The 11,873-nt window shown below is 44.2% G+C and carries 14 protein-coding genes; 5 read left to right on the top strand and 9 right to left on the bottom strand.

Annotation, left to right across the window (positions count from 1 at the left end; all coding sequences use genetic code 11):
- Positions 1–16: 16 nt before the first annotated feature.
- The 5 genes from ACOSVP_RS07245 to ACOSVP_RS07225 all read left to right on the top strand — a co-directional run bounded on the left by ACOSVP_RS07245 (position 17) and on the right by ACOSVP_RS07225 (position 4,978).
- The gene (locus ACOSVP_RS07245) at positions 17–730 is read left to right on the top strand and encodes a ZIP family metal transporter (protein WP_487346827.1); all 714 of its coding nucleotides are present in this window, start codon (positions 17–19) and stop codon (positions 728–730) included.
- Positions 731–800: 70 nt separating this feature from the next.
- Complete coding sequence (locus tag ACOSVP_RS07240) at positions 801–1,967, top strand: benzoate/H(+) symporter BenE family transporter (RefSeq protein ID WP_487346826.1); 1,167 nt, start codon at positions 801–803, stop codon at positions 1,965–1,967.
- The gene (locus ACOSVP_RS07235) at positions 1,964–2,587 is read left to right on the top strand and encodes a GntR family transcriptional regulator (protein WP_487346825.1); all 624 of its coding nucleotides are present in this window, start codon (positions 1,964–1,966) and stop codon (positions 2,585–2,587) included. Before ACOSVP_RS07240 ends, ACOSVP_RS07235 begins: the two co-directional genes overlap by 4 nt.
- Positions 2,588–2,611: 24 nt before the next feature.
- Positions 2,612–4,282, top strand: coding sequence for a tetratricopeptide repeat protein (locus tag ACOSVP_RS07230; protein ID WP_487346824.1), 1,671 nt, complete (start codon positions 2,612–2,614; stop codon positions 4,280–4,282).
- A 12-nt stretch (positions 4,283–4,294) separates the two neighbouring features.
- On the top strand, positions 4,295–4,978 hold the full coding sequence (locus ACOSVP_RS07225; RefSeq protein WP_487346823.1) for a sensor histidine kinase: 684 nt from the start codon (positions 4,295–4,297) through the stop codon (positions 4,976–4,978).
- Between the two features lie 54 nt (positions 4,979–5,032).
- On the opposite strand, the gene ACOSVP_RS07220 is transcribed toward ACOSVP_RS07225, so the two are convergent.
- From ACOSVP_RS07220 to ACOSVP_RS07180, 9 genes are all read right to left on the bottom strand, one after another.
- Entirely contained in the window at positions 5,033–5,692 is a 660-nt protein-coding gene (locus tag ACOSVP_RS07220) for a sensor histidine kinase (RefSeq protein WP_487346822.1), read from the bottom strand.
- A 4-nt stretch (positions 5,693–5,696) separates the two neighbouring features.
- Positions 5,697–6,911 (bottom strand): response regulator, encoded by a 1,215-nt coding sequence (locus ACOSVP_RS07215; RefSeq protein ID WP_487346821.1) that lies wholly within the window; start codon positions 6,909–6,911, stop codon positions 5,697–5,699.
- 21 nt (positions 6,912–6,932) lie between these two features.
- A complete protein-coding gene (gene yacG / locus ACOSVP_RS07210; RefSeq protein WP_487346820.1) occupies positions 6,933–7,148 on the bottom strand; it encodes a DNA gyrase inhibitor YacG in 216 nt (71 codons plus the stop codon).
- A gap of 5 nt (positions 7,149–7,153) precedes the next feature.
- A complete protein-coding gene (coaE, locus tag ACOSVP_RS07205) occupies positions 7,154–7,768 on the bottom strand; it encodes a dephospho-CoA kinase (RefSeq protein ID WP_487346819.1) in 615 nt (204 codons plus the stop codon).
- The gene (locus ACOSVP_RS07200) at positions 7,768–8,568 is read right to left on the bottom strand and encodes a prepilin peptidase (RefSeq protein ID WP_487346818.1); all 801 of its coding nucleotides are present in this window, start codon (positions 8,566–8,568) and stop codon (positions 7,768–7,770) included. Before ACOSVP_RS07200 ends, coaE begins: the two co-directional genes overlap by 1 nt.
- On the bottom strand, positions 8,558–9,598 hold the full coding sequence (locus tag ACOSVP_RS07195; RefSeq protein WP_487346817.1) for a hypothetical protein: 1,041 nt from the start codon (positions 9,596–9,598) through the stop codon (positions 8,558–8,560). Before ACOSVP_RS07195 ends, ACOSVP_RS07200 begins: the two co-directional genes overlap by 11 nt.
- Positions 9,595–10,524: a GspE/PulE family protein gene (locus ACOSVP_RS07190; RefSeq protein ID WP_487346816.1), complete on the bottom strand. Its 930-nt coding sequence runs from the start codon at positions 10,522–10,524 to the stop codon at positions 9,595–9,597. The genes ACOSVP_RS07195 and ACOSVP_RS07190 overlap by 4 nt, the downstream gene beginning before the upstream one ends.
- A gap of 9 nt (positions 10,525–10,533) precedes the next feature.
- Positions 10,534–10,986: a pilin gene (locus ACOSVP_RS07185; RefSeq protein ID WP_487346815.1), complete on the bottom strand. Its 453-nt coding sequence runs from the start codon at positions 10,984–10,986 to the stop codon at positions 10,534–10,536.
- Between the two features lie 61 nt (positions 10,987–11,047).
- Positions 11,048–11,803, bottom strand: a complete 756-nt coding sequence (locus tag ACOSVP_RS07180; RefSeq protein WP_487346814.1) for a putative metalloprotease CJM1_0395 family protein — start codon at positions 11,801–11,803, stop codon at positions 11,048–11,050.
- Positions 11,804–11,873 lie beyond the last annotated feature (70 nt).

The raw sequence follows: 11,873 nt of genomic DNA, 5'->3' as shown, positions 1-11,873 counted from the left end.
ATACAAGGAGTAAGTTTTGCCGGAATGGATTTACATCCTAGTGCTGACCTTAATGGCAGGTTTAGCCATGCCTTTAGGTGGCTGGTTAGCAACGATTGATTCAATCCGTCCCAATTGGTTGGATGAAGAGCTACGTCACAGCATCACTGCTTTTGGCGGTGGTGCCTTGCTGTCTGCGATTGCTTTAGTGTTGGTGCCTGAGGGCATTGAACCTTTTTCAGTCATCACTAGCGCTTTTTTATTTTTGCTTGGTGGCGTGTTGTTTATGCTGATTGATATTTATCTGTATAAGCATAAAAGTGCGGCGGGGCAATTAATCGCCATGCTGTCGGATTTTATTCCGGAATCAATCGCGCTAGGAGCGTCTTTAGCCCTTGGTAAGGGCTCCTCTTTGTTGCTAGCTTGTCTGATTGCCATGCAAAACTTGCCAGAGGGCTTTAATGCATTTCGTGAACTAAAGGAGTCAGGGCGTCTGACCGATCGAAAGATTCTGTTGCTGTTTAGCTTATTAGCCTTAAGTGGGCCTGTCGCAGGTCTGGTGGCTTATTATTGGTTGGCGCATTTAGAGGCCTTTGTATCTGGCATTATGTTGGTGGCGGCAGGCGGAATTTTATATGCCGTATTTCAGGATATCGCTCCGCAGGTCAAACTTGAGAGGCATTGGGCCCCCCCTCTAGGAGCAGTCATGGGATTTGTGCTGGGGTTAATGGGTTTTATGCTAACCCATTAAAACGATACAAAAATAAAAATGTATACATTTTTATAATCTGCTAGGATTTGCTCATTAAAGGAGAGTGACAATGAGTAAAATCTTATCGGATATGAGTTTAAGTGCTGTAGTAGCGGGTTTTGTTGCGGTGCTGATCGGTTTTGCCAGTTCAGTGGCCATCGTATTTCAAGCGGCTGATGCTGCTGGAGCCGATGACGCTATGAAGGTGTCATGGATTATGGCACTTGGATTGGGGATGGGGGCGACCTGTTTCTTTCTGTCTTGGTGGTATAAAGCACCTGTTATCACTGCTTGGTCCACTCCTGGAGCAGCCCTGTTGGCGACCAGTCTGAATGGGGCGAGTTACGCAGAATCCATTGCAGTATTTATGTTTGCTGGCGCATTGGCGTTATTGCTCGGCGTGACAGGACTGTTTGATCGTCTGATGCGCTGGATTCCTCTGCCGATTGCTTGTGCCATGCTGGTCGGCGTGCTGTTTAATTTTGGCGTGGCCATTTTTACCTCTTTAGAAGCCAGTCCTTGGGTGGTGCTAACCATGCTATTAGCCTACCTATTTAGTAAACTGATCTTGCCACGTTATGCCGTCATTCTAGTGTTACTAGCGGGCGTGCTAATGGTTTTATCAGAGTCGCATGCGAATTTTTCTTCGATTCCACTTTCTGTTGGCTCATTACATTGGGTGATGCCAGAGTGGAATACCTCACTGATTTTAGGGGTGGGGGTGCCATTATTTATTGTCACACTGACCTCGCAAAATATCCCAGGTGTGGCGGTAATGCGTGCTAGCCATTATCAAACGCCAGTATCGAATATTATTTCGTGGACCGGAATCAGCACTGTGCTATTAGCGCCTTTGGGCGGCTTTGCATTTAATCTGGCGGCGATCACCGCAGCTATTTGTAGTGGTGATGAATGTCATAAAGAACCAAGTAAACGTTATATCGCAGGCATGTCAGCAGGGGTGTTTTACGCTGTGGCTGGCTTAGCAGGTGCTTCAGTTGTCGGTTTGTTTGCTGTATTTCCGGCGGCAATGATTGCAGCCCTAGCAGGTATCGCGTTATTGGGAACCATTGGCGCGAATTTGAAAGCGGCATTTGATTCTGATGCTTACCGTGAGCCTGCGTTAATTACCTTTCTGACTACGGTTTCAGGGGTGTCATTCTTTGGTGTTGCTTCAGCATTTTGGGGCATTTGTTTTGGTTTATTAGTACTGATGATTTCGCGAATCAAAAAATGACAGAATTACTCGATCAATTGAAAGCGGATATTTTAAATGGTCAGTTGGCGCGTGGTTGCCCATTAAGGCAGCAAGAGCTCTCTGAGCGCTACGGGGTAAGTAGAATACCGATTCGCGATGCAATAGCCGTGCTTAAAAATCAAGGCTGGTTGGTCGCACATGGTAAAGCAGGTGTGATGATACCTGAATTAAACTGGTGCGAAGCAGAAGACTTATATCAAATGCGTGCACTTTTAGAGTGTCAGTTATTAGAATATGCTATACCTAATATTACTAATGAAGTGATTGGTAAAGCACGTGATATAAACCTAAAGCTAAATAGTCCTTCATTGAGTTTGGTTGAGCGCGGTCAATTAAACTGGGATTTGCATGCTAGTTTGTATAAAGTAGCCAACAGAGCCACTCTCTTTAACGTGGTGGCCATCCTCAATGAACAGGTGCGTCGATATATGGGTTTTCAATATGGCCCTTTAAATTATCGAGATATCAGTCAAAACGAACACGAACAGTTGCTTAATTATCTAACGACTGGGGATTCTGAACAGGCGCTGGATTTGTTATATCGTCATATAGATGAAGCCGGTAAAAAACTAGTGTCCTATTTAAAAGTAACGAGTTAATTCGATCAACGTAGGTCAAGCTAAGTGGATAAAGCACTTTTTCACAGAAACGCCTCACAGAACTCTACGATTTATGCTGGCTTAACAGCCTTGGTAGCGGATGAGTTTGAAAACTCACGGGTATCCATACGCCAAATGCTACAGGGGTTAGGTGTTCAAACCGTTGAACAAACCTCTAGTGGTAAGGGCGTATTGGAATCTTGTCGTGCGCGCCGTTATGACATCATTTTATGTGACTTTCGTTTAACTGGCGGTAAGAATGGCCAGCAGGTGCTGGAAGAATTACGTGAGCTAAAGCTGCTTAAGCCGACCAATATTTTCATTATTGTTTCCGCTGAGACTAGCCGTGACGTAGTCATGGGGATTATGGAGTCTCAGCCGGATGAATATCTTTCAAAACCTTTTACTCAGGCCGTGCTAGCGCGTCGCTTAGAACGACAATTCTTACAGACTCAAGCGCTTGCCAAAATGAAAGAGTACTTAGCTAAAGGAAATTATGCTGAATTAATTCCTGCCTGCTTAGCGCATATACAGGAAGAAGGGCGTTACTCACCTTGGTGTAAACGCACTCTGGTAGATGCCTATCTAGCAACACGACAATACGATCAAGTTGAGCAATTGTGTCAGGCGGAATTGAATGCTCGTGATCTAGATTGGGCATTGTTGGGCCTTGCTAAAAAAGAAGCGGCTCAAGCTAATAATGACGCTGCCATCACAATTCTAGAAAAACTTTTGCGCCTTTTTCCTCAGACCATCAGTGCATACGATTTGCTGGCGAAATGTCTAGAAGAGACTGGCCGCTTAGAAGAAGCGCAAGCGGTTCTTGATGATGCTATTAAAATTTCCCCACGTATTCATAAGCGCCAAAAGCAAATGGCAACGGTGAGTATGGCCAATGGTGATACACAATCCGCCCTTAAGGCTAGTCAGCAAACCGTCCGTTTAGGCATTAATTCGATTCATGAAAACCCTGATGACTATATTCAATTAGTGGATATTGTTGCTGAGTCTGCGGATTCTGTTGAGAACAGTGCTGATCGCAAGCGCTTGCTTAACGAAGCGAGCCAAGCGTTAACTATCGTCGGTAAACGTTACGCGGATGATGATTCAGTGCGTTTGCGTAAAACCCTAGCGGAAAGTCGTTTTCATGCCGCGCAAGGTCAAGCAAAAGAAGCCCAGCAAGCCCTTAAAAATGCTAAAGAGATTGCTTCTGAGTTAGAGGGCGGTTTGCCTCCTGATCTGGTGGTTGAGTACGGTAAAACGCTGTACAACGCAGGTGAACATGAGCAGGCCGAAGCGATTTTAGCCTCTCTTGTTAATGACCAGAATAGTAGTGCTCTTTTGAAGCAGCAGGCAGCGGATTTCTTGGATGAGCCTGTCAGCTCTGGGGCGAAAGCTCAAGCGAAAGCGCTGAATAAGGATGGTCTGGCAAGCTATGCGAAGAAGGAGTATTTAGAAGCGATTGAGCAATTTAAAACAGCGCTGAACTATTCCCCAAGGCACCCAGGGTTAAATCTTAACTTGGTGCAAACCTGTCTGAAACTCATGGAAGCAAATGGGGAAGAGGCTCGCTTAGTGACGGAATGTGTGGATGCGTTTAAGCGCCTACGTCACGTCTCTCCCGTTCACAAACAACATAAGCGACTGATTTCGTTGAAAGAATATCTAGTGAAGCACTACAACGTTACATTCTAGGAGCACAGTAGTATGCCTAAGGAAACTCAACTGCTATTTAAAAGTGTTATCAGCGCGTCGGTCAAAGATATGCGCAATTCACTGGGGCAGGTGCTGTATAAATTAGATACATTAATGGCACATCACCTTAAGGATGAGGATAAATACGACCTCGTAGATGCACAGTACGAAATGGTGCGTATGCAGAATGTGATCAATCAGCTGCATGGCTTGTATTTAATTGAAACCGATTCGTTAACGGTACAGATGCAGGACTCTTATGTTTTTGAATTGCTGGAAGATACCTTAGCGGGTTTTGAGGCCTTACTAGAAAACAAGCAAATTGATGTGGTGGTCTCTGGGCAGGATCTAAGCTGGTATATGGATCCTCGTTTAATCAGCTCGATTTTGCAGATTACGCTGTTAAATGCGATCCGTTATACCCATGATCAAATTCAGATTAGTCTTAGTCAGCAGGATCAAGGATTGATGATCTCGGTGATAGACAATGGTGAGGGGTATCCTGACTCCGTATTAGAGAGTTTTAATGCTCTGGTATCGGGAGAAACGGTGTCTAATGTCTCCAGTCAGAATGCCGGTTGGCTATATTGCGAGAAAATTGCACAGCAGCATAAAAACCAAGGCAAAATTGGATTTACGCGATTGGGGAATGATGAAACCACTGGTGGGGGGCGTATCGACCTGTTTATTCCGTAATAAAAATGCCCCATAAGCCATGCTTGATGGGGCTTTATATTCTTTAACGCTGTTCTATTGCGGTATGTAAATCGCGAGTTTGGCACCGCCTAGAGATTCGGACTTCAGCTTTTTGATGACACCTTTTCGGTCGTCAACGGCGTGAGCTTCAGCAGAAAGCTCCGCAAAATATAAACCTAAACCGGTATTCGTGGTAAACAGCATATCGTCTTCTTTTTCACTGCTTTCATTGAAGCCTTTACCATCGTCCTCTACGGAGATGATTAAGTAAGAGTCCTCAAGTGCAGCATTAATCTCGATCTTAGATTTGGCAAAGCGTAGGGCATTATAAACTGCCGTACTCACCACTGCGGTCATTAAACGCTCATCAAACACTGCGGTAAGCATTTCGTCTGAGCTGTAACTGAGGTCTAGGTTTTTAGCCATGGCAGAAGGTTTCAAAGCGAAAACTTGATCGTCTAAAAACTCTTCTAAAGAATGAGAGTCATAGTTCACATCGTAACCATCGGAGGCTAAGCGGTATAGATACAGGTACTCAACCCATTCATCATTGAGTTGCTTCATACCTTCTTCGATCTTGGTAAGGGCCTTTTTACCTTCATTGCCTAATTCAAGTCGCTTCAGCGTTTCTAACTGATAAAGCAAGGAGCCTAGTTGGTTTTTGCTCTCGTGGATAGCACTGGCAAGAATAGTGGTTAACTCAATTTTCTGCATAGGATTACTTCAAGCTTTTGATCTGGTCTATTCGTCTTTGCGATGTTGCGGATAGTGGTGCCGCTTGACCTGATTCTATGTCGTGATTAAGAACTTCTTCAATCTGATTCATAGTTTTCTTGTCACCTAAAGCAGAGTATAGCTCCATTTCTAATAAATAGGCTTCACTACGTACCTCTGGTGAATGGAAGAAACTTTGGTGAACTTTCCCCAGTGTGCTTTGGAAATTGTCCACTTGTCGTGATGGAATGTCGCCTTCTCGAGCCAATGCAACGATTGAGGTCATATGTTGTAAATACACCTCGGCCTCATTAAAACAAGAGTGTTTAGCCAAAAATACCGCGCGACGAAATGACATTTCTGCCATAAGGTTGTCGTGAACTTCCATGCTCAATTTACCAAGTTCAATTTGTCTTAGCATATTTTTGGGTGAACGGCTCACAGCATCCACGAGCACGGCTTGGGCGGCATCAAGCTCTCCCTTCTTGACTAGGGTTTTAGCTAGCCAATCGTAAGCACTGACAAAGAACTTATTATCGAGCGTTAATTGGCGAAATTTGGTTTCAGCTTTCTCAATATTATTTAAGAAATAATAGCACTTGGCCTCACCGAACACTGCCCATGGCATTTTTGAGTCTTTGCGGCTATCAATGAATACTTCCAGCGCTTCTTCATAGCGCTCTAGGCTAATCAAAGCATCACCGATAATTCGATGACAACGGCTTGATAAAGAGGGCTGCTCTTGGGAAACAATCTTGGCTTCAGCGATGGCCTTTTCATAGTCGTTGGCATCAAGGGCTTTATTGACTTTGATAAGCAGCTGTTTATTTTCCATTAACTTCAGCAAGCGGCGTTCAAGCATCGCCTGCGAAAAAGGCTTGGTGATGTAGCCATCTGGCGCGTATTCAATGGCTCCCATTACCATTTCAGTGGAGGTTTCAGCGGTAACCATCAAGTAAGTAGACGTGTTCGGTATAAGATGAGAATGTCGTACTTCTTCCAAAAGCTGTTGCCCATCTTTGCCGTTACCTAAGTTGTAATCAGATAGGATGACGTCATAAGAATGAGAACGCAGTAGCTCAATAGCACTTTCTGCTTTCATGGCAATTTCTATGGATTTAAAGCCAAAATCATTCAGCATTTTCTTTTGCATGATTCGAGCTTCAGCCATGTCTTCTATCAGTAATGCCTTTTTATCTGAAAAGTTTGGCTTATTCATCCAGGTTCCATCTCTCTTATACTAAAGGAACGACTTATTAGGGTTCGCAACAAGGTCTTCAGAGAAAATTTCATCCTCATCTGAGGTTTGTTGTGGAATGCTATAGCTTTCGTTTGCCCATTCACCTAAGTCAATCAGTTTGCAACGAGCGCTACAAAATGGGCGATCTTTGTTTTCGGTAGACCAAGGAGTCTTTGTGCCACAAGTAGGGCAGGCAATCAGTGTTTTATTTTCCATTGATTCTAGGATAGTAAGCTTTGTAATTTATTGTGAATCTGTACGACTTTAACACTCAAATCCGCACTGTTACTAGTGTTTTCCAATATAAAATCTGCCTTACTACAACGCTCTTCGTTGCTTAATTGGGCGTCTAAAATGCGTTCAACCTGTTCGCGGCTATTGTGATCGCGTTGGGTCACCCGCTCAATTTGCAATTCCCTCGGCACGCTTACCGCAATAGTGTAATCGCACAGAGTGTTTTGCCCCGTTTCAAACAATAAAGGGTGCACTAGTAGAGCATAAGGTCCAGTCATTCTGCTGATGTGTTCTGCCAAGCGTTGGCGAATGGCAGGGTGTGTGATGGATTCAAGTGTCTTGCGCTGCTCTGGGTCTGCAAATACGAGTTCTCGTAATGCGCTACGGTTTAATTCGCCGTTTGTTAGTAGCACTTGCTGTCCAAAATGGCTAACGATTTGCTGTAAACAGTCTTCACCTGGTTGAACTACCTCACGGGCGACATCGTCTGCATCGACGTACTGAATATCAAGTGCGTGAAATAACTTTGCTGCGGTACTTTTTCCCGAGCCAATGCCGCCGGTCAAACCAACCAACTTGGTGTTATGTGTTATAGATTCCATCAAAGAAAATATCCTGAATAAAAATAACTCAGTGCTGCAACAATGAGGTAAGGACCAAAGGGAATCTTACTGTCCTTAATTTTACCGGTTAGTAGCGCACCGACAATACCTAATAAAGACGCCAGTAACATGATTGAAGTGAAAGATGGGGCGCCAAGCCAGTAGACCAGAACAGCGAGTAGTTTCGCATCGCCTAAGCCAATAACTTCTACATCCTTCAGTTTTAGAAAGACATAACGCATAAAGTAAATAAAGAAGTAGGCGAATAAACCTATGCTGACATTCGCTAAGATCTGATGTTGCTCAGAGGTATGAAACAATAAGGTAGCACAGCATAATACGACAAAACTGCATTCATCAGGCAACCAATAGCGCTCTGCATCGATGATCATTGCGCATATTAAAGACGATATTAGAACGCCAAGAAGAACCCATTCTTGAAGGTGTAAGTTCAACCAATATAGCGGAACAAGCAGTCCGACAGTTGCTAGTTCAATGACTGGATAACGAAGTGAAATAGCCTTATGACAATGACGGCAACGCCCTTTTTGAAACACATAGCTAAACAATGGGATTAATTCCAATGGGCTTAGGGAGTGTTTACAGCGACTGCAAAGGGAACGACCTTGGCTGAACTTTAAAGGCTCTGGCTCATAATAGGGTAATTCTAGAAATTCGTGAGCATCTTTACGCCATTCGTACTCAGCGCGTAATTGCCAACGATAAGTGATCGCTGAAAGAGTGCTGCCAATGCAGAGTAAAAGCAGCACATACAGAATTAAATCAAAGTCAAAATCCAAGAGCGTTGGCATCCATAAGAGGGGCGTAAAGCGCCATTAATGTTTGAGTAACGAATACAGCCGCTATCACTATACCTAAGATTGGGAAGGCTTTGGAGACGAAGCTAAGTATTCGATCATTGCATTTTTGCCAAGTGGTGGCTGCGATGGTTAAAGGCGTAACTAAGTCCCCCGTCATATGAATCTGCTCAAGTTGCGTTTTAATGTGTTGATTGAACCAATGAGAAGGAAGCGCTTGCTCTATGGTTTGCCCCGCTTGCAGTAACAAATAGCATCTATGTAAGTGTAGCTTGTCCTGCTTTGCAGAGCTGGGTATTAATGTTTGTATAGCCTTTTGCAGCGTCTCACCGCTTTGCAGAAGAGCAATCAGAATAATCAGTGTGTTGTAAATTCTAAAGCTACGTATTATGCGACAAATAGCAGGGTAGGCGTGACCATGTTGAATCCATATAGCAATGCATATTTGCAAGAGACTGATGGTTAACCAGCCCGCGAGCAATGAAAGCACTGGTTGTTTGCTAATGAAAGTATTCATAAATGCCAGTAATAAAGAGGATTGGATCACGAGAAATGGGTAGGTTAGGCTTTTTAATAGCTGACGACTTAATGTTTGCTGTGATGAGAGAATTTCTTTGGCCACTTTTAGCGCAGCGACTTTGGTTTCTTCAGTTCCATCTAAGGGGATACTGCCTGCCAACTGTTTAATGTTATCGGGCATAAACACGGTTAACACCTTGGCCACATGATGGCCTTCTGCCAATAAGCTCTGTATTGCCAAAATATGTTGTTTCAAGTCTGCACCAAATTGCAGTGAGTTGGGTTTCATTAAGGCGTCTTGTAGTGTGCTGCCCGTGTCTAAGTGATGCAGAATCAGTTCAAATAGCTTTAAACAGGCTCTGGGAGACAAGGGTTTTAGCTTAATGGGTTGGATAGCCTTAACTGGAAGGCGTCGTTCAATGGCGTAACGATAAGCTTGTGTTTTACTTGAAAACGGTAATGTCAAATTTGGTGTTATTTTAAACCACTTCATTTAAGCACCTCATCGATCCGTTGCCACAGCTCAGAATTCTGAATTAATTCATCGTAGTTGTTGGGGAGCCTTTCGCCCCATTGTGGTTTCAATGTGGTAAACGTTGGCCTCTGTTTGCCCTCTTGGTAGTTCATGCTTTGATGGATGATGAGTTTGAGGGTGCTGGCAAAAGCAAAGTAATCAACGTTCCAATTTTTGCAGCGATGGATAACGTTTAATGCGCTATTCGTATGCAAGGTTGCAAACACTAAATGTCCTGTCAGCGCAGCAGCAATGGCCAAATCCGCTGTTCTTGCATCACGAATTTCTCCCACCATGATCACATCGGGATCTTGGCGCATAAATGCTTTGAGTAAATCGTGGGTGGAAATGTCTAAGTTAGGGTTGGGTTCAAACTGATATAGCGAAGGAGTGGGGATCTCAACTGGGTCTTCGATGGTAAAAATCGCACGTGATCCATCATTTATCTCTTCAAGACAGGAGTATAAGGTGGTGGTTTTACCAGACCCTGTGGCACCACACACTAATATCAGCCCATTAGGTTGCTTAATTATCTGCTTTAACGTTTCTAGCGCTATAGGATTGATGCCAAGATCATTAAGATGTTTCTTAATCGACGACGTCAAAATACGCAGCGCGAACTTTTCACCCTTATCTGAGCACATAATGCTTACACGGATACAGAAAGACTGTCCGTTATGATGAAAATCGAATTGTCCCTCTTGAATGCGGCGCATTTCCGCAATATTAAGCTTGGCAATAATCTTTATCCGGTTTGCCAAAGTGTGGCCGCTGTCATAGGAGGTAGGGTGAGTCAATTCACCAGCCACACGCCAACGAGCCTGTACCATCTCTTGTTCAATATGAAGATGTAGATCACTGGCGCCAAGTTCAATGGTTTTAAGTAGCAATTGATCAAGGTTCATAGAGCTCTCCTATGGTTGCTGGGCAACAGGGGAGCAATGCTCAGGTAGCAGTCGTGAGTCTAGAGTTGAATCACAAGACCATTGACCGGTATTCGCCCGTGCGAAGCGAATGTATTGATCTTCATCGACGCCGATATCATCGTTAAGGCTGATTGATACCGTTCCTTGTAGGCTATCTACTTTGCTTAAGGTGACGGCTTTAATCATGTCGATGTTTGAATGGTCGGCTTTGAACGCTGCAAAAGTCGTACTGTCAGGAAATTCCGAATGCGTCAGTATGTATTCATCAATATCACTGGTTAGCGTATTGCCATACAGCTGAATATCCACCAGATTGGCTTTGGCGATGTGCCGTTCAAAGGATGGTGCCGTAAATGAAGCCAGAATTGAGATGATGGCAATCACTACCATCAGTTCGATTAAGGTAAAACCTGATTGGCGCGCGTAACGAAATAGCATCATATATTCCTCCATGAATGATGATGGTATTTGGGCTGGTTTACGTCCTGTAAACCTTATCTACTTAGGCGACCAAGTCTATTTGATTGCCTGCAGTCTGTTTCGAGTTCTCACTAGTATAAGCGGACTCAAGGGTAGAGCGATTTAAGTTGGTAGTTTGCTGTTTGCTAATGGTTTCTTGATCACTGCCTGACATCTGCTGTGCTAATTCTGACATGGCTTCCGCAATATTCTGTTGTGCTTCATTGGCGACTGAACGATCTGCAGAAGAGGGCTCTACCGGCGCCATTGCGGCGCGGTAAACTTGCTTCATCTTGTCGATCGTTGCTTGTGGATCACCCGGAATGGTACTGACGTCTATTTGCACTTCACCGTCCGTGATGTAGCGCTTACCGTCAGGTCCTTGTTCATAGCTATAAGAAGGTGAGCCAGCGTGTTGGCCACCGGCCGCCGCATGCGCTTGTTCATGGATGCGCACTTCTTCGTCCCGTGCTTTTAAATCATCCACTTCACTTTGCTCTTCTTCGGTTAGACCTTGCTCATTATCGCTGTCGGAATCTTGAGAGTCTTCATCCAGTTCAGATTGCTCTGATTGCTCTTCGATGTTACTTGAATCGTCTGCTTGCTGTTCTTGTGCCAGAATGCTTTGTGCGTCTTCTGAAAGGCTGATGGTGTAATCGGAGGTGGCACGAGCTGAAGTTGCTTGATTGGTCGTTTCAAGGTTGCTGGAAGAATTTTGAGCGTAAATATTCCCGCTAGTGAACAAGCGTTCGTTGTTGAAGCGGTGCGCTTCAATAGCGTGGGGAATACTTCCAGACATAAAAAAGGCCATTTGTTGTAATTGGTTAAATTTAAACAAATGACCGTTTTTTGTCTAGATTGTGATCAAT

This window comes from Marinomonas sp. HM11-D (assembly GCF_057626615.1).
Note: the sequence above shows the minus strand (reverse complement) of the source record. Positions and strands in the feature narration are given on the sequence as shown.

Excerpts from the sequence above, each read along its gene's own strand:
- ACOSVP_RS07180 (WP_487346814.1), bottom strand. The coding sequence starts at position 11,803 with ATGTCTGGAAGTATTCCCCACGCTATTGAAGCGCACCGCTTCAACAAC.
- ACOSVP_RS07190 (WP_487346816.1), bottom strand. The coding sequence starts at position 10,524 with ATGAACCTTGATCAATTGCTACTTAAAACCATTGAACTTGGCGCCAGT.
- ACOSVP_RS07235 (WP_487346825.1), top strand. The coding sequence starts at position 1,964 with ATGACAGAATTACTCGATCAATTGAAAGCGGATATTTTAAATGGTCAG.
- yacG (WP_487346820.1), bottom strand. The coding sequence starts at position 7,148 with ATGGAAAATAAAACACTGATTGCCTGCCCTACTTGTGGCACAAAGACT.
- ACOSVP_RS07215 (WP_487346821.1), bottom strand. The coding sequence starts at position 6,911 with ATGAATAAGCCAAACTTTTCAGATAAAAAGGCATTACTGATAGAAGAC.
- ACOSVP_RS07195 (WP_487346817.1), bottom strand. The coding sequence starts at position 9,598 with ATGAAGTGGTTTAAAATAACACCAAATTTGACATTACCGTTTTCAAGT.
- ACOSVP_RS07240 (WP_487346826.1), top strand. The coding sequence starts at position 801 with ATGAGTAAAATCTTATCGGATATGAGTTTAAGTGCTGTAGTAGCGGGT.
- ACOSVP_RS07225 (WP_487346823.1), top strand. The coding sequence starts at position 4,295 with ATGCCTAAGGAAACTCAACTGCTATTTAAAAGTGTTATCAGCGCGTCG.
- ACOSVP_RS07220 (WP_487346822.1), bottom strand. The coding sequence starts at position 5,692 with ATGCAGAAAATTGAGTTAACCACTATTCTTGCCAGTGCTATCCACGAG.
- coaE (WP_487346819.1), bottom strand. The coding sequence starts at position 7,768 with ATGGAATCTATAACACATAACACCAAGTTGGTTGGTTTGACCGGCGGC.
- ACOSVP_RS07185 (WP_487346815.1), bottom strand. The coding sequence starts at position 10,986 with ATGATGCTATTTCGTTACGCGCGCCAATCAGGTTTTACCTTAATCGAA.